Here is a 16,813-nt window from a genome sequence, read left to right on the forward strand (position 1 = left end):
TCGGTCGGACGCTCTTATGCACCCAGTAGCGACGGCGAAGGCGTCTTAATCCCCTTTCAGTCGGGGCATCGGTCGGACAGCTCTATGGAGCTGGTCTGGGAGTAAACCCGCGTCTTAATCCCCTTTCAGTCGGGGCATCGGTCGGACGGCCACGGCCGTAGGGGCATTCGGCGGCATAGGGTCTTAATCCCCTTTCAGTCGGGGCATCGGTCGGACGTTTAACACCTTTGAAGGGAGAAGTGATGAACAGTCTTAATCCCCTTTCAGTCGGGGCATCGGTCGGACCTCTGACTTTTATTTTTTGAGTCGTCTCCCCGTGGTCTTAATCCCCTTTCAGTCGGGGCATCGGTCGGACTCTTCCGCTTCGTAGATAAGCCGTAGATTCAGCGGCTTGCGACGTCCAGTCCTGCACCAATCTGGTGCAGAAAAAGTTTGCTTGTTGAGTCGGGATAACCACGGCCAAAGGCTAGCCCGCCGGAGAGGTGCCACGCAAGGTCCGACGGCTCGACAATCCCGACAAGCTTGCCGGGCCGGACACGGCGGCGCGCACGGTGGAGGATCGTAATTGCCAATTCATCGAATCGAAAGGAGCCGCACCATGCGACGTCGACCCGCGATCATTGCTTACGACATCAGCAGCCCCTTGCGCCGTCGGCGCGTTCACCGGCAGTTGGTCCAGTGGCGTATCGATGGCCAGAAATCGGTCCACGAATGCCTTCTTGCCCCGCAGGAAGCGGACGAGCTCTACCTCCAGCTCGGTGAGCTGATTGACCCGGACAAGGATCGTCTTCTGCTGGCCTGGTTGACGCCGAATGCCCCGATCGAGGCGCGGGGCAGTGGCGACAGCGAGAGCCTGTTTCGCCGGATGCTGAGGGTCGGATGATGCATGGGGATAAGTGGTATCTGGTCGCCTATGACATCCGTTGCCCGCGGCGCTTGCGTCGGGTCCAGCGCGAAATCGTAAAGGACGCTCAGGGTTTGCAGCAGTCGGTCTACCTGGTGCGCGGAAGCCGGCAGTATCTGCAGGAGCTTCTGGGCCGACTTGAGGGGCACATGGAACCGTCGGTGGATGATCTGAGGGCCTATCCCGTGCCGCACCCGGCTCGACTCTGGTGTGGCGGCGCAATGGTCAGTGCAAGCGTTGAACGCAATGAGTCGGTCGAGGCCATCGGCGTGTGGTGGGACTGGTTGTCGGAACGGATACGGCGCTGGCGGGCGTCCGCATGAGTGACGGACTCTGGTTGATCGTCGACCGTCGCGGGGCCACGCTCTCGGTTGAACACCAGTCGGTGCGGGTGGATGAGCCGGACGGTTCGTTTCGGCGAGTGCCTCCGGCGCTGCTGGAGGCGGTCGTGATCCATGGCAGGAATTCCGTCGCCAGCGACGTGTGGCGCTTGTTGGCCGGCCAGGGAGTTCCGGCGGTGTTGTTGCCGGGACGGGGCCATGGCCCCGCGGCCTGGGTGGGTGGCGGGCTGGGCGGATCGTTGAACATCCGCAGGTGTCAGTTCAGGGCTGCCGAGGACGCTCAAGGCTGCTTGCTCCTTGCGCGTCGAATGGTGCAACGGAAGTTCCGGGGATACATGGATGCCTTGATCTGGGCCGGGCACGGCGAGTCGACCTTTCAGAACCGACTGCTTGAGCTGCAGTCCCACCTCGACGAGGCGGTAACGCTCGAACATGTTCGAGGGCTGGAGGGAGCAGCGGCGCGGTTCTGGTATGACTGGCTGGCTGAACGAATTCCCGAGGAATGGCGATTCCTTGGGAGAAACCGCCGTCCACCCCGGGATCCCGTCAACGCGATGCTGTCTCTGGGCTATACGCTGCTGGCGACTCAGGCGCACTCACGGGTCGAAGCGGCTGGTCTGGATGTGCATCTGGGCTTTCTGCATCAGCCGGTACCGGGCCGCCCGGCGCTGGCGCTGGATGTGATGGAGCCGCTCCGGCCCTGGGTGGATCTGTTCGTACTGGGGCTGCTCGATCGTGTGGTGGGGCCCGCCGATTTTTCCAACAACGATCTCGATGGTTGCCGCCTGCACAAGGAACCGCGAGGCCGCTTTTATTCTGCCTGGGCGTACTGGAACCGCGAGGTTCCGCCCGCCGTGTCCGGCGATGACGACGTGGAATCGGTGTCAGGCAAGGGGGTGGGTGCGTGGCTGCAAGCGGAAGTCCGGTCGCTGCGGGCAGAGCTCGAGTCGATCCGGCAGGAGATCTCGGCATGAACGCCTTGCTGGACTCCATGGTGGATCCGGAGAACGTACAGAAGGCCTGGCGCAGGGTGCGCCGCGACCGGGCTCCCTGGTCGCCAGAGGTCAACCGGGAACATCTGGACCAGGCGCTGCCTCGCCACCTGCTGCGGTTGGTTCAGGACCTGCAAACCGGGCGGTATCGGCCAGGAGCAATGCGTCAGTTTGCTGTGGCCAAGGGCGACGGCGGGCGGCGTGTGATTTCCGCCCAGTACCTTCGGGACAAGCTCGCCCAACGTATGGCGCATCAGGTGCTCGAACCGCGGGTCGAACCGTTCCTGCATCCCGACAGTTTTGGCTATCGACCGGGGCGGGGTGTTCCGCATGCGCTCCATCGCGTGCGTGAGCGGATTGCCACGGGGTTGGACTGGGTGGTGGACGCAGATATTCGCTCGTTCTTCGATCAGGTGCCGCACCGCGGCGTACGTCGGGAGCTGAAGCGTTTCGTACGCGATCGCGGCTTGCGGCGCCTGATTGATCGCTGGCTTGTCGCGGGCAGCCATTCCGCCTCGTTGGCCGGATCCCGGAGAGGAGTGCCACAAGGAGCGGTTTTGTCACCGCTGCTTTGTAATATCTTCCTCGACCGCCTTGATCGCAGTCTGGCGGATGCCGGCATCCCGTTCGTCCGCTACGCGGATGATTTTCTTCTACTCGCTGCGACCCGGACCGACGCTGAACGGGCGCGCAGTCATGTGGATCGTTGCCTTCGGCGGATGGGACTCGAACTGCACCCGGACAAAACCCGCGTCTCCAGGGTTTCGCCGCGCGTACGGTTTCTCGGGGAGCCCGTTGTGCGTCGGTCGCGGGCTACCCGCAAACGCCGGCAGTGATCGTACCTAGGGTCCGCGAGTGGAAGGCCGGATCTCGATTTTCTCCGGGTCCAACGTGAGCTGGTATCGGACGCGAGGCCGGGAGCCCGTTTGCTGAATCCGGTAGGCCTCGGCGGCGGGGCCCAGTTTGTTCAGCTCCCTGTTGACGTGGGACTTGCGCTGGTCGAAATAGTCCGGAGGCATTCCTTCTTTGACGGCTTTCTCGACGCGCTCACGATCGCCCGCCATGGGGTTGGAAATGTCGTAGTATGCCTGAAGAAACTGCTGTGCGTACTCGGGGCCGACTTCCTGGCGGGCTACAGGCGGCTCACCATTGCGAGCGCGGCGTGCCAGCCAGAGATAAAACGCGAAATTGACCGGGCTGAGAGTGAGCGTCTCGTCGCGACAGTGAATTTCCAGACGCTCCAGGTCCAGTTCCAGACGCGGCGGCTTGAGGCTCGCCTGCGCCCGGTTGATCGCTTCGGAGAAACCGACCCCTTCCTCTACCAGAAGATCGGAGAGTCCGCCGCGCAGACGAACAAACGGGATTTGGGCGAGGGTGATTTCCGCGTCGCTGGTACGGATCGGCTTTTGTTCCCGCGTATACAGTACAACCGGGGTGTGCGGTGGGTAGAAGAACTGGTAGTGACCCTCGAACGGCTCGGAAACCAGAACGTGGGAAAGTTCATCCTGCGGTCGCCCAAACAGCGATAGCGCATAGCCAAGGTAATAGCCCATTGTCTTGCGCCCGCCCGCGATGGACGCGTGCAGCGTTAGCTGAGGATCCTGGGTCAGGCGGCGCACGAGGTCGACGATCAGGTCGGCCGCAGCTTCATTGTGGGCGGGATCCCGGATGTCATCCAGTGGTTGGCCGTGCTGGTCACGTATGACATGAATGGTTTCGGCGCTGAAGTCAATCTGTTCGGGATCCAGACCGTAATCAGCGCAAAGACGGTAGAAATACCCTTGCGAGGGGTCGAGAAGAGTGAGGCGGGCGCGTTCGGCTCCCTCCTGGGTGGTCACGACATGGATGGAGTCGGGGACAAAAGCGGGATCACGCTGCACGGCAAGTCCGTAGAGTGTTTCCGTGATGATCTGGGGTGCGAGCCCCGCCACGCAAAGAAGCGCGTTGCGGGGCGTAGAGTGGGTTTCGGCGCTTTCCATGGCTTCGTGGTTTCCGTGGTTGGTGTTTGTGTTCTGGGTTGTTACCGGCACAGGGTCTTTCAATGGCCGCCGTATTGGGGCGGACCGGAGGTCCGGTATGGCCGAACGGCGGGCCGGCGATCACCTGCCGAAGGGCGGATGTTCAGTCGTCCTCGTGGCTGGGTGGCGAATGTTCGTTATCGGCGTCAGGGCCGTATATCCACCAGGGCAACGACGACGAACGGGGACTCTTGTTCCCGAATCCGCGATGCGTCTCGCGTGGCTCGTTGTTTTCCGCCGCCTTCTCGGCCAGGTTTTGACTGGCATCCGCTGCTTTCTGGAGGCCGGCCCCGATTCGATCGAGGTGATCGAGTACCGTGTCAATGAAGGATTGTTCCTCCGGCGGCGTTTCCTCTTCCGAGTCCTGGTTGTCGGGAGTCGGTTTCTCGTTGCTCATCAGGGACTCTCCTGTTTTCTGAAGAATTCAGGGGGGCAGAAGCTTGTGCAGGGTACCTGTGTTCAGAATGCCCCCGCCGTAGATGGATCGCGGCGCGGTCTGCCTGCCATCCATCAGGGTGCCACGCGGTAAGTCCTTCCGTGTTTGATCAGACGGACTTGCTGTCCGGCTTGAAACGTCTGATCGTCTCCCTGCGTCACTACAACGTGGCTGCCGTCGTCTTTTCTAACCTCGATTTCCAGGCCGCTCTGGGTTGCGAGTTCTCGGTCCACCCGGGACCCGGCAATCGCGCCGGCCCCGGCCCCGACAACGCGGGCAAGATCCCGGCCGGACCCGCCGCCCACATTGTCCCCGAGCAGAGCGCCGGCAGCGGCACCGGCGCTGGCACCGACCCCGCCACGCCGACCGAACGCGGACCGTGCGTCCTCGCGGATCCGTACTTGCCGAACATCGACCACCTCACCGGTCTGCACTGTCCCGGTCGACCGGGTTTGTCCGGTTTCGTAATCACCGGAACCTACGGGGGTGTTGGCGCAACCGGTGGCCCCAATGCCAATGAACAGCGCGAGCGACAGTTTGGCCATCCCGTTAAGCATCCTGTGTCTCCTTCGGCCAGTTTCTGGCTGTGTTGACCTCGAATGCAACGATAACGGGCGGTGCCAAAGGTGTCCGGGCCGGCAACCTTGCGGGACTCGTCAGAACGGAGTGTCGGTCCATGTTCGGCTACCGGCCCGTCCACGTTCGGTTCCTGCCCATATAGCCCCGATGCCGGCCAGATTCCCCCGGTACGAATCTGACCGGCCCGGAGCAAAGCGCTGTATGCGCACCTCATTCAGCGCGACCCCCCGTGAACGATATTGGGAGGCTGCCATCGTCCGATTGGGGAATTCCCGCTAGATATTCAGGATTCGGCCGGGATCGACAAGGTTGTCGTTCCGGAAGCGGTCTAGCAGGTCGGGATACGGTAACGCTATCGGTATGCACTGCAGACTGAATTGCGAGGAAAACAATAAGGAGGCGACATGAAGAGGACTCTTCTTGTGGCGGGCGTCAGCGCGGCGCTTGCGGTACTGGCGACCGGGTGCGACTCGTATCCCACGGAGGCCGAGATCGATTTCGATGCGTTGGAGTCGGAAGAGGAACGTGCAGTGGCCCGGATGATTTGGGTAGAATTCGAGGAAACGCTCGAAACGGGCTGGTCGTTCATGCTTTCGACCGAGGTTGAGGCGGAGCTGGAGCCGGTGGCCGCTCATCTCGAGGAACTGTCCGATTATCTGGACACCCCCGGTGACGGTTCGAAACCGGAATTGTTGTACGAAGGCCCGGAAAGCGAGGCCCTGCGCGCGGCGCACTCCGAGTACCTGGAAGTCCGGCGCTCGATCAAGGCCGAACGGGAAGAGGAAATCGAGGCGCGGCGGGAGGAGCTCTCGCAGGAGCTGTCGTCGATCGACGCCGATCTTGCGGAAACGGAGGAGGCGATCGAAGCGCGCGAAGCAATGCTGCGGGACGAAGTGGAAGCGGTGAGCGAGCTCGAGGACGAGATCGAGGAAGCCGAACAGGAGTTCGAAGACATCCGCGAGACGGTCCGCCAGGAACTGAACGAGGCGATCGAGGCAGAAGATCTGCCCATCAACACGCTGGACCACCTGCGTCGTTATTCGTGGCGTGAGTGGGAGAAGGGGCCGGGGGAGGAATGCCCACGGCCGGACAGCTCACTTACCGTGGATGCTCGAGACTCCCACGGAGTATGCCTTTTCGCGACCCCGACGCCCTACCGTGATCCATCGCCCTTCGATGGTGGCGAAGGGGTCAATGAGGTCCTGGACCCGATCCTGGCTTCGAGGCTGCTGGAGGCCTACGAGGTGACAGAGGAGCTCGGTCCGATTGGACGCAACGCACCCGAGGACAGTCTCCGGGGCGAGCTTCGCCAGGCTCGACAAACGCTCTCCGAGCGTCAGAACGAGGCGGACTCGAAGCATGGAAGTGCGCGCGATCTCAACCGGAAACACTCACGTTCCGAACGCGAGCGAGAGCGTGTTCAGGGGCGCCTGGACGGAGTGGAACGTGCGGAACCGAACGTGCAGTCCTTCGAGGTTCGGGAAGAGCAGCAGGCTCTCCAGCGGTCGCGTCGTGAGTATCGCGATGCGTTGATCCGGACGACCGTGGAAGACCACGCCCAACCGGCGGGGGAGATGACCGACGAGGGGACGTTCCCGGTCGAGGGGAAGGAAGGCATGGTCGTGGCCGTGATGGCGGCTCAGGATGCCCGTGCCTCGCAATCCTGGGAATGGTCGATCTCCCTGTTCACAACCCCGCTCGAAGAAGAGATGGCCGACCGGAACCGAGTGCCGATTGACCCCGTTGAAGGCGAAGCCGGCCGGGCCGTGTTCGACGAGAAAGACCGGGACACGATGACCCGGGAGGCCTATCTGGTGGTCGGTCAGGAGCTGATGGATTGAGACCCGAACGCGGTCGACATTCCGCGTGATTCGAAAACAAGAAATTGGGGCCAGCCTTGTGCAGCGCACGCAGGGCTGGCCCCGGCAACAACCAGGGAGATCCGAATCATGATGATTTCAATAGACCCTGAATTCAGGGACCGTTTTCGTCCCACCTTCGTGGCCGTCGCCGTGTCGGCAGCAATCGTGGCACTGTCCGGCTGCGCCAGTAGCGGTGGAAGCAGTAGCAATGGTGGTGGAGGTGGCTCCGACAACGGCGAGGAAGAAGATACACGCGTACTGCCAACCTACGATCAGCAGGCGATCCTGGATGATGACGGGGACACCGTGGAAGTCCAGGTCGCGGTCATCGATGCTGAATTCCGTCCGAGTCATGAAGAATTCGATGGCCGTGTGTCGGGCACGAAGGCCGTGGCGGGCGACCGGGATAGCGTGGAAGCCACGGAAGATGATGACGGGAATCCGGATTATGTCCATGGAACCCCGGTTGCAGCCCTGCTCGGTGGGCAAGAATTCGGGATCAGCGGGAATGCCCGAATGGAGCTGATTGCTGCAGCGGATGATCATGGGACGGTTTTCAGTGGTTATGTGCGTGATGGAGTGGCGCATGCCGTCGATGAAGGGGCTCGGGTCATCAATGCGTCCCTGGGGGACCAATGGTCGACGTGGGATTACGAAGAAACGGTCGAGCAGATTCAGGAGGTCACGTACGAAAAACCACAGGAAGATGGCGAAAGCGAAACCATCGAGGTGGGGACTGCTGCAGTGTTTGCGGCCGGTAACGATGGAAACAATCTGAGCAAGGATGATGTAACCGAAGATGGGGAAGGTGAGTATATCAATCCGGATGATTTTGAATACTTGGGTGAGGTCTGGGATCAAATCCTGATTGCGGGTGGTTCGCACGACTGGAAGAAACACGCGAGCAGCAACTACCCGGGCCAGGATGAAGAAATCCAGGATCGGTTCCTGGTGGCGCCTTTCACGGCGCGTTCGGCAACGAATACCGACGACGACGCCGAAGGGATGTTCAGAGGGACCTCGTTCGCGAGCCCGCGGATTGCCGGCATGGTGACCGGAATCATCGCGCAGTGGCCGCATCTGGACGCATCCGAGGCCACCGGGCGTCTGCTCGAGACGGCCAGCCAGGAGTCGGAGCTTTATGAAGAAAACGACTGCGGGCCGAACGAAGACCTGAACTGCGGCTATTACTATCTTGGCCAGGGTCATGCGGATTTCGAGGCCGCTCTGGAACCGAAAGGCGATGTCGTCCAGCCGGCCGGCGAACAGGTCGAGGATGACGAAAGCCACGATGTTCAGGAGAGCTACGCGTCCTGGTCGCACGCGTTCGGCAACGGCTTCCAGGCGGACGAAGAGCTGTTCGACGGCGCGGTGGCGTTCGACGAACTGGGCCGTGACTACCGCGTGGACCTGAGCGGGCATCATGCGGGCGGATTCGCGCTGGACACGCATGTCCGTCAGCGGCTGGAAACGCACCTGGGGAATGCCTCGGTGGCGGGTGACGAATCCATCGAGATCGCCGAAGGTGTCAGCATGGCCGCGCGCTATACGGATTCCGGAGAACTGCTCACCGGTCGTTTCGACATGGAATTCGACGATACCCGCATGTCCGCGTTCGGCTTCCAGGGTGGGGAGGAGAACCCGATGGAGACCGTGCTGGAGGGGGCGGATACCGCCATGCTGTCCAGCACCACGCCGCAGTTCACCCACAGTCTGGACGATGTGGCCGGCGTCGCCGCCGAGGTGGGCCTGACCGATACGTTCAGCATCAGCGCGGAATACTGGTCCGGGCGATCGGACGAAGATCCGGCCGAGCGCATGCTGAGCGAAGACACCGTGGGTCTGTCGGATTACGGCGTGGACCGCCAGGACGTCGCCCTGCACATGCAGGCCACGGACGATCTGCGGCTGTCGCTGGGTCAGGGCATGCTGCGTGAGGACAACGGCATGCTGGGGTCCCGCGGCTATGGCGCGCTGAACCTGGGTGACGAACACGAGCTGCATGTCACCAGCTTCGGGGCGGAATATGCCGTGTCGGATCGACTGAGCGTGACGGGTCAGTACGAGTACGGCCAGGGCCGTATGGACGGCGGTGCCGGCATGATCCGCTCCATCGACAACCTGCGCACCGAACAGGCCACCCTGGGCGTGGCGTGGGACGGCGATGACCATCAGGTCGCGCTCATGGCGAACCAGCCGATGCGGGTGACCGGTGGGGAGATCGAGGCCAGTGTGCCGGTCGGCCGAACGGTGGATGGTGAGGTGGTTCGCGAGGACCGCACGGCCAGCATTGGCACCGACGGTCGCCAGACGGACATCGAGCTGGGCTACAGCTTCATGCCCGACCGGGACAGCCGGTTCAACGCCAATCTGCTGTACATGGACCAGCCGAACCATGACCCGAACGCCTCGGGTGAATGGGCCGGTGCCGTGACCTACGCGGTGCGGTTCTGATGGCGGCTCGATATGCCATGACCCTCATGGTGGCCCTCGCGGGGGCCACCATGCTTTCCGCATGCGCCGGCGGCGGTCAGGCCGGGGTCGAAACCCAAGAATCGAAGGCCGGCGAATCGGAGCCCAGCGTTCGCTATGTCCCGATTGGCCGGGACGAGGGCGGGTGCATGCAGTATCGCCCGGAACCGCTGAAAGAAGATGTCGCGGTGCCGGCGGCGATCTTCTTCTGGGATGGCGAGGGCTACACGACGAACCGTGATCGGTGCGTAGAGGAGCCGAAACCGTGAGCGAAGCCGTGAAAAAAGGGTGGCTGGCATACCCTTCGGGACGAACAGGCCTGTACAACCGTCAGATCGGGCAAAAAAGCGTCGCGGCATCGAACGCCGGTGGAGACACTCAAGGCATGGCAACAGGAACGCCCCGATTTGTTTCGTAAACGGGTATAGAACCAGCCGGGATCTGATAATTGGTAATTCACGAGAAAGGTTCGAATCCTGCCGGGGACGCCACATTTTACCGCTCTCGATTTTCCGTCCCCGGGCGACGCGGAACGGCGCATTCCTGACTACACTCAAAGGACATGACCTCCACGTGACGAACGTGAGGGCCGTGCAACCACGTCAAGGAGCGGTTCATGAACAAGAGTTTTGCCCCCATCCAGACTCGTCCGCTGTCGGCGGATGCCACCGTGCTGCGTTGCGATGGCGTGCTGGCGCCACGGGTGACGCCGGAATCACCGGCTGACCGCGCGATGACCGACCTGCGCAAGGTGCCGGCGGTGACCGCTACCGCGGAGATGCAAGCCGACGAGGCCCTCCAGCGGATGATCCATGCAGGAGTGCGTCTGTTGCTGGTGGTGGACGGCCGGGATTCGGTGAAGGGTGTGGTGACCGCGCGCGACATCATGGGCGAGCGGCCGGTGAAGGCCGCACAGGACGAAGGGATCCCGCGTGACGCGGTGCAAGTAAAACACGTGATGAGCAAGGTCAGCGAACTGGAGGCCATCAATCTTGACAAGGTCGAACACTCGCGGGTCGGCGACGTGGTCGAGACCCTGAAGAAATCCGGTCGCCAGCATGCCCTGGTTGTGACGTCCCTGGATGGCGGCGGCGAGGCGGTGTGCGGCCTGTTCTCGGCGACCCAGGTCGGGCGTCAGCTGGGCGTGGAGGTCTCGCCCGAGGGGCCGGCCCAGACGTTCGCCGAGCTGGAGCGTTCCCTGGCTTCCTGACCCGGGCAGCGGAGAGGTCCGTCCCGGGGAGCCGTAACCCCGGGGCGGTTACGGCCCTTCACTGCGGTCGGTGCCGCCGTCGGTATACGGGTAGCCAGGGGCTTCGAGGTCTTCCTGGAAGGTTTCCAGGCGTTCCACCGCGATGTCGGTGCGGTGGAACTGGGCGATGTGGAAGACCGCGTCGCCTTCGTTCACCAGGGGCAGGCGCAGCTGGCCGATCACGATCCCCGATACCGGGGCGCGGATTTCGGTCTCGCGTTCGCCGAACGGGTCGGAGACGATCGCCAGCAGGGTCTGGTCGCGGGTTACGCGGTCCCCTTCGCGCACGAAGATCCGCAGGATGCCGCTCTCCGGGGCCCGCACCCAGCTGGCGGAACGCGCCATCACCGGTTCCTTGCGTCTCCGCTGGCGGGGCGGCGCCGGCAGCATGCCCAGGTAGCGCATCACCTCGATGATTCCGTGTACCCCGCCGCGGATGGAGAGTTCGTCGAAGCGCAGGGCTTCGCCGGCCTCGTACAGCAGGATGGGGACCTGCCGCTCGGCGGCGGCCTCGCGCAGGGAGCCGTCGCGCAGGGCCGAGTTGAGGATGACCGGTGCGCCGAAGGCCTGCGCCATCTCGCGGGTCTCGCGGTGGTCCAGGTTGGCGCGGATCTGTGGCAGGTTGGAACGATGGATCGCCCCGGTGTGCAGGTCGATGCCGTGGGTGCTGTTGTGCACGATCTCGCGCATGAACAGGCGTGCGACCCGGGCCCCCAGTGAGCCCTTGCGCGAGCCCGGGAACAGCCGGTTGAGGTCGCGCCGGTCGGGCAGGTAGCGGCTCTGGTTGATGAAGCCGTGCATGTTGACCACCGGCACGGCCAGCAGGGTGCCCTTCATGCGCCGCAGGGCGGGGGCCTTGAGCAGCCGGCGGATGATCTCCACGCCGTTGATCTCGTCACCGTGGATAGCGGCGCTGACAAACAGCACCGGCCCCTTCTGGCGCCCGCACACTACCTGCACCGGCATGTGCGCCGGGGCGTCGGTGTACAGGCTGCCGACCTGCAGTTCGACCGTGCGGCGTTCACCGGGCTGGACGGTGGTGTCGCCCAGCGTGACCGGTCGGTTGCGTCGCGCCCGGGGCAATCCGGCCATTCAGCCGCGCCCCTTGGTCTTGGTGCGATTGGGCTTGCCGTTCTTCTGGATGAAGTCGATGATCATGCCGGCCACGTCCTTGCCCGAGGCGGCCTCGATGCCCTCCAGCCCGGGCGACGAATTGACCTCCATGACCACTGCGCCGTGATTGGAACGCAGCAGGTCCACGCCGCAGACGTTCAGGCCCATCACCTTGGCCGCGCGCACCGCGGTGGCGCGTTCCTCCGGCGTGATGCGGCAAAGTGCCGCGCTCCCGCCACGATGCAGATTGGAGCGGAACTCGCCTTCCTTCGCCTGTCGCTTCATCGACGCGACAACCTTGTCGCCGATCACGAAGCAGCGGATATCCGCGCCTTTCGCCTCCTTGATGTATTCCTGCACCAGGATGTGCTGCTTGAGCCCCATGAAGGCCTGAATCACGCTCTCGGCCGCCTGCTTGGTCTCGGCCAGCACCACGCCCAGCCCCTGGGTGCCCTCCAGCAGTTTGATCACGCAGGGCGCGCCCCCGACCGTGGCCAGCAGGTCGTCGATGTCGTCCGGGGAGTGGGCGAACCCGGTGACGGGCAGGCCGATGCCGCGGCGCGACAGCAGCTGCAGGCTGCGCAGCTTGTCGCGCGAGCGCGAGATGCCCACCGATTCGTTCAGCGGATAGACGTTCATCATCTCGAACTGCCGCAGCACCGCCGTGCCGTAGAACGTGATCGAGGCCCCGATGCGCGGAATAACCGCGTTGAACTCGTCGAGGATGTCGCCCTTGTAATGGATCTGCGGCTTGTGCGCCGTGATGTTCATGTAGCAGCGCAACGGGTCCACCACCCGTACTTCGTGCTCGCGTTCCTGGGCGGCCTCGACCAGGCGGCGGGTGGAGTAGAGCTTGGCGTTGCGCGACAGAATGCCGATTTTCATGGGGTTTCCCGGGGGCTGGTTGCGGGTTCGTCGTCGTGGTCCTGCTGCAGGATGTCGGGTCGCTCCGGAGGTTTCCCCAGGGCGAAGGATGCGCCGGGGTCGACCAGGAACCGGCCCCGCATCGCCTCGCGCCCGAGCAGCATGCGAAACAGCATGGTATCGCGAGCCGTCAGGGACAAATCCACCGGCAGCAGCGAATCGCCAATGCGCACGGGCGTACGGATGAAGTAGCGGTCGCTCTGGTGGCCGCCGGAATCGGTGACCGGGCGTACGTCCAGCACCGGCGCCTCGCACCAGGTTTCGGTCGTACTGTCCTGCTGGCGCGGATGCATGCCGAAGCGGACCCACTCGCATCCGTCACGTTCGAAGGTTTCAATCGCGAAGGCGTGCAGCGCCGAGCTGCGCGCGCCGGTGTCGACCTTGCACTTGATCCAGTCGAGCCCCAGTTCCGGCAGCCCCACCCACTCGCGCCAGCCAAGTACCGGACGGGTCTTCATCCGCCCCTCGCGGGCCCGATTTCCGGGTACAGCCGATTGCAGTACATCAACGTCTCCTGATGAAGTCCATGTGAGCTGTGGGGATCGGTTTGCGGCCCGGCCGTCAGGTGCCTAAATTGCGCGGCTTCGGAACGGGGGAGATCACCATGACGCAACGTACCATCGGGAAGACGACGCTGGCCACGCTGCTGGCCCTGCCGGGCGCGGCCCTGGCCCAGGACGAGGCCGTGGAGCTGGCACCGGTATCGGTCACGGCCACCGGCTATGAGACCCTGATCGAGGATACGCCGGCATCGGTCACGGTCATCGACCGCGACGAGATCCGCAACCGCCCGGGGGTGGGCGTGGGCGACCTACTGCGCGGCGAGGCGGGCCTGGCCACCGCGGTGGACGGCTCGGTGGGGCAGGACCCGATCATCCGCGGGCTCAAGCGTGACCAGGTGCTGGTGCTGGTGGACGGCGTGCGGGTCAACGCGATGCAGCCGCCGGCGCGCGGCTCGCTCGCCTCCTACGTGAACATGGACCTGATCGAACGCATCGAGATCGTGCGCGGCCCGAGTTCGGTGCTCTACGGTTCCGGCGCGATGGGCGGGGTGATCAACATCATCACCCGCAGCGGCGATTTCACCGAAGAAGAGGAGATGAACGCCTGGAGTCGCCTGGGGTACAGCTCGGTGGATCGCGGACTGCGCACGGCGCTGGGCGTGACGGCCTCCAACGAACGCCACGTGCTGGACTTCTCCACCGCCTATCTGGATACCGGTGACTACCGCATGGGCGACGGTGACCGCCTGGACGACAGCGGTACCCGCCAGGAGGCCTATCACCTGCGCTATCGCACCCGCCTGACGCCGGATCACGAACTTGGTTTCCGTGCCCAGCGCGACGAGCGCGAGGACGTGTGGTATCTGGCGTCGCGGACGTTCAACCCCATGGATCCGGCCAACCTTGATCCCAATGATCCGGATGAAGCGGCTCTGCGGATGCAGGCGCCGCCTCAGGGGCTGAATACCCATTACACGCCGACGCAGACCCGGGATCTGCTGGAGGCGACCTACCAGGGCGATTTTGGCGGGGCCTGGGCGCCTCGCGTCGAGGCCTCGGTGTACCGTCAGGAGCTCTCGCGCGGCAACTACGACTGGAGCCATGCGCTGGGGCGGGACTACCGCGTCTCGGACACTGATTTCACCACCGACGGGGCGCGCATCCAGACCGAGCTGTTCCCGACCGACAACCAGATCCTGCTGGTCGGCGCCGAGTACTGGCGTCTGCGGGCCAGTCCGGATTCCTATATCGGTAACGTGAACCAGGATTTCCGGCCGAATGACGATGACGCGCTGTTCATGGATCTGATCGACGACGGACAGATCGATTCGCAGGGCGTGTTCGTGCAGCACGAGACCTTCCTCGATGCCGGAACCCTGAACCTCGGAGTGCGCTACGACCGCGTGGAAGGGGATGCGGATGCCGTTTTCGGTGCTGACGGGGACCTGCAGCAGGTGGATCACAACCTGAGCTGGTCCGCCGGCTTCAACTGGGACCTGCGCGAGGAGGTCAATCCCTATGTCAGTCTGTCCGAAGGCTACCGTTCGGCCAGCCTGATCGAACGGTTCCTGACCTACCCCTACAGCGACGGCAACTTCTGGCAGGCCGATCCGCAGCTGGATCCCGAGCGTAATCGGACCCTGGAGGTCGGGGCGCGCGGCCATCTGCAGGGCTTCAGCTACATGGTCTCTGCCTACGAGAGCCGGATCCGCGACTACATCGGCGGTGTGGTGCCGGAGGCCGGCCAGCGCCAGACGGTCAACCTGGACGAGGCGCGCATCCGCGGGGTCGAGCTGCAGGTCCGGCGCCCGTTCACCGAGCACGTGACCGGCGAGTTCACCGGCACCTGGATCCGCGGCGAGAACCGCGACAGCCGGTTCGACGAGCCGCTGGCGGAGATGCCGCCGCCGGAGGCCAGCATCGCGCTGCGTCGCTCGGTGGATCAGGGCTGGCAGTGGGAAGGCCGGCTGCGCGCGGTGGCGCGCCAGGATCGCACGGCGGACCGCTTCACGGATAATACCGAACGCGAGACCTCCGGCTTCGCGACCGGGGATCTGCTGGTGGGCTATCGTTTCCAGCCGTCCGGTCTGCTGCGCCACAACGAGCTGACCTTCCAGGTGAACAACATCGCCGACAAGGCCTACCGCGAGCACGTGACCGGGCAGCGGGAAGACCAGATCGACCCGGCGCGTGGCGCGCAGGAGATCCTCGCCCCCGGCCGCAGCTTCGGGGTGGTCTGGTACGCTGAGTTCTGATCCGGCCCGCGACCGGAGCCGTCATGGATACCGGGGCCGCGGCCCCGCTCGATCAGAGGAAGGAAGATGCGTTTGCGCGTGATCGATTTCGGGCAGCAGCCCGCACTGCGCTCCCAGGCCGTGTACCACGGCGTGGCCGAGGCGATGGGGCCGGACGACGATCCGGTCCTGACCCTGGTGAACCCCGATGATCCCTACGTCTGCGTGGGGCTGCATCAGGAGATCGCCCTGGAGGTGGACGAGGAGTACTGCGAGGAACAGAACCTCCCCATCGTGCGCCGGCATGTGGGTGGCGGCGCGGTGTATCTGGATCGGGACCAGATGTTCTTCCACTTCATCTATCCGAGCGCGAAGGCGCCGCGCATCGTCTCGCAGATCTATCAGAAATTCATCGATCCGGTGATCCACACGTATCAGGATCTGGGCGTCAATGCGACCTTCCGGCCGGTGAACGATATCCACGTGGACGGGCGCAAGATCGGGGGGACGGGTGCTGCCAGCATCGGCGATGCCACCGTGATGGTCGGCAGTTTCATGTTCGATTTCGACACCGCGACCATGGCGCAGTGCCTGAAGGTGCCGTCGGAGAAGTTCCGCGACAAGCTGCGTGCCGGCATGGAGGACTACATCACCACGCTGACCCGCGAGCTGGGCGAGAAGCCGCCGCGCGAGACGGTGCGCGACGCCTTCCTCAAGCGGGTCGGCGAGGAGCTGGACGTGGACGTCGAGCTGAGCGAACCGACGGCCGAGGAGGCCGCCGCCATTGACGAACAGGTGCAGGCCCTGGCGGATCCCGAATGGACCTATCGCAAGGGCCGCAAGTTCGTCGAGATGGGGGTCAAGATCGCCGCGGGCACCCACCTGACCGAGGGCGCGCACAAGGCGGCCGGCGGGCTGATCCGCGCGCAGCTGATGGAAAAGGACGACGAGATCGCCGATCTCCTGCTGTCCGGCGACTTCACGGTGTTCCCCGAAGACGGCATGGACCGGGTCGCGGAGGCCCTGCAGGGGATCCCGCTGGAAGAGCCGGTGCTGCAGGATGCGGTGGCCACGGCCATGTCCGGGGTGGGGCTGGATGCCCCGGGCATCGAACCCGGCGATGTGGCGGCGGCCATCCTGGCGGCTCGCCACCACGAACCGCACTGAGGGAAGGCTGCGGCGGCCG

General features: G+C 64.1%; 16 protein-coding genes, 1 pseudogene and 1 CRISPR repeat array (1 of these 18 only partly in view). Of the genes and pseudogenes, 11 read left to right on the forward strand and 6 right to left on the reverse strand.

Annotated elements, in window-relative coordinates:
* Window positions 1–355: a CRISPR direct-repeat array (repeat unit 36 nt; unit sequence GTCTTAATCCCCTTTCAGTCGGGGCATCGGTCGGAC) (it extends 93 nt beyond the left edge of the window).
* 243 nt (window positions 356–598) lie between these two features.
* Genes B1A74_RS03130 through B1A74_RS03145 form a run of 4 tightly spaced genes read left to right on the forward strand, consistent with a single transcriptional unit; the run spans window position 599 to window position 3,073 of the window.
* Window positions 599–883, forward strand: a complete 285-nt coding sequence (locus B1A74_RS03130; RefSeq protein ID WP_018870800.1) for a CRISPR-associated endonuclease Cas2 — start codon at window positions 599–601, stop codon at window positions 881–883.
* Complete coding sequence (locus B1A74_RS03135; RefSeq protein ID WP_018870801.1) at window positions 880–1,227, forward strand: CRISPR-associated endonuclease Cas2; 348 nt, start codon at window positions 880–882, stop codon at window positions 1,225–1,227. Before B1A74_RS03130 ends, B1A74_RS03135 begins: the two co-directional genes overlap by 4 nt.
* Entirely contained in the window at window positions 1,224–2,219 is a 996-nt protein-coding gene (gene cas1, locus B1A74_RS03140; protein WP_077243737.1) for a CRISPR-associated endonuclease Cas1, read from the forward strand. The genes B1A74_RS03135 and cas1 overlap by 4 nt, the downstream gene beginning before the upstream one ends.
* Window positions 2,216–3,073, forward strand: a complete 858-nt coding sequence (locus B1A74_RS03145) for a reverse transcriptase domain-containing protein (protein ID WP_024329733.1) — start codon at window positions 2,216–2,218, stop codon at window positions 3,071–3,073. The genes cas1 and B1A74_RS03145 overlap by 4 nt, the downstream gene beginning before the upstream one ends.
* A 6-nt stretch (window positions 3,074–3,079) precedes the next feature.
* Here the strand turns inward: B1A74_RS03145 and csm6 are convergent, their stop codons facing one another.
* From csm6 to B1A74_RS14550, 3 genes are all read right to left on the reverse strand, one after another.
* A complete protein-coding gene (gene csm6, locus B1A74_RS03150; protein ID WP_024329734.1) occupies window positions 3,080–4,216 on the reverse strand; it encodes a CRISPR-associated ring nuclease Csm6 in 1,137 nt (378 codons plus the stop codon).
* 142 nt (window positions 4,217–4,358) lie between these two features.
* Window positions 4,359–4,652, reverse strand: a complete 294-nt coding sequence (locus B1A74_RS03155) for a hypothetical protein (protein ID WP_024329735.1) — start codon at window positions 4,650–4,652, stop codon at window positions 4,359–4,361.
* Between the two features lie 113 nt (window positions 4,653–4,765).
* A complete protein-coding gene (locus tag B1A74_RS14550; protein ID WP_051130347.1) occupies window positions 4,766–5,248 on the reverse strand; it encodes a glycine zipper 2TM domain-containing protein in 483 nt (160 codons plus the stop codon).
* A gap of 426 nt (window positions 5,249–5,674) precedes the next feature.
* Between B1A74_RS14550 and B1A74_RS03165 the strand changes: the two genes are divergently transcribed.
* The 5 genes and pseudogenes from B1A74_RS03165 to B1A74_RS03180 all read left to right on the forward strand — a co-directional run bounded on the left by B1A74_RS03165 (window position 5,675) and on the right by B1A74_RS03180 (window position 10,814).
* Window positions 5,675–7,111, forward strand: coding sequence for a hypothetical protein (locus B1A74_RS03165; RefSeq protein ID WP_024329737.1), 1,437 nt, complete (start codon window positions 5,675–5,677; stop codon window positions 7,109–7,111).
* Window positions 7,112–7,222: 111 nt separating this feature from the next.
* Window positions 7,223–9,586, forward strand: coding sequence for a S8 family serine peptidase (locus B1A74_RS03170; protein ID WP_244269161.1), 2,364 nt, complete (start codon window positions 7,223–7,225; stop codon window positions 9,584–9,586).
* A gap of 17 nt (window positions 9,587–9,603) precedes the next feature.
* The gene (locus B1A74_RS03175) at window positions 9,604–9,873 is read left to right on the forward strand and encodes a hypothetical protein (RefSeq protein ID WP_077243738.1); all 270 of its coding nucleotides are present in this window, start codon (window positions 9,604–9,606) and stop codon (window positions 9,871–9,873) included.
* Between the two features lie 50 nt (window positions 9,874–9,923).
* Window positions 9,924–10,032 (forward strand): annotated as a pseudogene (locus tag B1A74_RS14585) (IS481 family transposase); the annotation flags it as partial.
* A 188-nt stretch (window positions 10,033–10,220) separates the two neighbouring features.
* Window positions 10,221–10,814, forward strand: a complete 594-nt coding sequence (locus B1A74_RS03180) for a CBS domain-containing protein (protein ID WP_018946104.1) — start codon at window positions 10,221–10,223, stop codon at window positions 10,812–10,814.
* 48 nt (window positions 10,815–10,862) lie between these two features.
* Here the strand turns inward: B1A74_RS03180 and B1A74_RS03185 are convergent, their stop codons facing one another.
* The 3 genes from B1A74_RS03185 to B1A74_RS03195 are packed head-to-tail and all read right to left on the reverse strand — an operon-like array spanning window position 10,863 to window position 13,348.
* Window positions 10,863–11,945, reverse strand: coding sequence for a succinylglutamate desuccinylase/aspartoacylase family protein (locus tag B1A74_RS03185; RefSeq protein WP_024329742.1), 1,083 nt, complete (start codon window positions 11,943–11,945; stop codon window positions 10,863–10,865).
* Window positions 11,946–12,851 (reverse strand): 30S ribosomal protein S6--L-glutamate ligase, encoded by a 906-nt coding sequence (gene rimK / locus B1A74_RS03190; protein WP_018946102.1) that lies wholly within the window; start codon window positions 12,849–12,851, stop codon window positions 11,946–11,948. It abuts the gene before it with no gap.
* Window positions 12,848–13,348, reverse strand: a complete 501-nt coding sequence (locus B1A74_RS03195) for an ATP-dependent zinc protease family protein (protein ID WP_077243739.1) — start codon at window positions 13,346–13,348, stop codon at window positions 12,848–12,850. Before B1A74_RS03195 ends, rimK begins: the two co-directional genes overlap by 4 nt.
* 146 nt (window positions 13,349–13,494) lie before the next feature.
* Here B1A74_RS03195 and B1A74_RS03200 point away from each other — a divergent pair, with 146 nt between their 5' ends.
* Window positions 13,495–15,648 carry a TonB-dependent receptor plug domain-containing protein gene (locus tag B1A74_RS03200; protein ID WP_208855973.1) on the forward strand — a complete coding sequence of 718 codons (2,154 nt, stop codon included), beginning with the start codon at window positions 13,495–13,497 and terminating at the stop codon, window positions 15,646–15,648.
* Between the two features lie 66 nt (window positions 15,649–15,714).
* Window positions 15,715–16,794 (forward strand): lipoyl protein ligase domain-containing protein, encoded by a 1,080-nt coding sequence (locus tag B1A74_RS03205; RefSeq protein ID WP_077243741.1) that lies wholly within the window; start codon window positions 15,715–15,717, stop codon window positions 16,792–16,794.
* Window positions 16,795–16,813 lie beyond the last annotated feature (19 nt).

The organism is Thioalkalivibrio halophilus, assembly GCF_001995255.1.
GTDB lineage: Bacteria > Pseudomonadota > Gammaproteobacteria > Ectothiorhodospirales > Ectothiorhodospiraceae > Thioalkalivibrio > Thioalkalivibrio halophilus.

Excerpts from the sequence above, each read along its gene's own strand:
- B1A74_RS03130 (WP_018870800.1), top strand. The coding sequence starts at position 599 with ATGCGACGTCGACCCGCGATCATTGCTTACGACATCAGCAGCCCCTTG.
- B1A74_RS03135 (WP_018870801.1), top strand. The coding sequence starts at position 880 with ATGATGCATGGGGATAAGTGGTATCTGGTCGCCTATGACATCCGTTGC.
- cas1 (WP_077243737.1), top strand. The coding sequence starts at position 1,224 with ATGAGTGACGGACTCTGGTTGATCGTCGACCGTCGCGGGGCCACGCTC.
- B1A74_RS03145 (WP_024329733.1), top strand. The coding sequence starts at position 2,216 with ATGAACGCCTTGCTGGACTCCATGGTGGATCCGGAGAACGTACAGAAG.
- csm6 (WP_024329734.1), bottom strand. The coding sequence starts at position 4,216 with ATGGAAAGCGCCGAAACCCACTCTACGCCCCGCAACGCGCTTCTTTGC.
- B1A74_RS03155 (WP_024329735.1), bottom strand. The coding sequence starts at position 4,652 with ATGAGCAACGAGAAACCGACTCCCGACAACCAGGACTCGGAAGAGGAA.
- B1A74_RS14550 (WP_051130347.1), bottom strand. The coding sequence starts at position 5,248 with ATGCTTAACGGGATGGCCAAACTGTCGCTCGCGCTGTTCATTGGCATT.
- B1A74_RS03165 (WP_024329737.1), top strand. The coding sequence starts at position 5,675 with ATGAAGAGGACTCTTCTTGTGGCGGGCGTCAGCGCGGCGCTTGCGGTA.
- B1A74_RS03170 (WP_244269161.1), top strand. The coding sequence starts at position 7,223 with ATGATTTCAATAGACCCTGAATTCAGGGACCGTTTTCGTCCCACCTTC.
- B1A74_RS03175 (WP_077243738.1), top strand. The coding sequence starts at position 9,604 with ATGACCCTCATGGTGGCCCTCGCGGGGGCCACCATGCTTTCCGCATGC.
- B1A74_RS03180 (WP_018946104.1), top strand. The coding sequence starts at position 10,221 with ATGAACAAGAGTTTTGCCCCCATCCAGACTCGTCCGCTGTCGGCGGAT.
- B1A74_RS03185 (WP_024329742.1), bottom strand. The coding sequence starts at position 11,945 with ATGGCCGGATTGCCCCGGGCGCGACGCAACCGACCGGTCACGCTGGGC.
- rimK (WP_018946102.1), bottom strand. The coding sequence starts at position 12,851 with ATGAAAATCGGCATTCTGTCGCGCAACGCCAAGCTCTACTCCACCCGC.
- B1A74_RS03195 (WP_077243739.1), bottom strand. The coding sequence starts at position 13,348 with ATGAAGACCCGTCCGGTACTTGGCTGGCGCGAGTGGGTGGGGCTGCCG.
- B1A74_RS03200 (WP_208855973.1), top strand. The coding sequence starts at position 13,495 with ATGACGCAACGTACCATCGGGAAGACGACGCTGGCCACGCTGCTGGCC.
- B1A74_RS03205 (WP_077243741.1), top strand. The coding sequence starts at position 15,715 with ATGCGTTTGCGCGTGATCGATTTCGGGCAGCAGCCCGCACTGCGCTCC.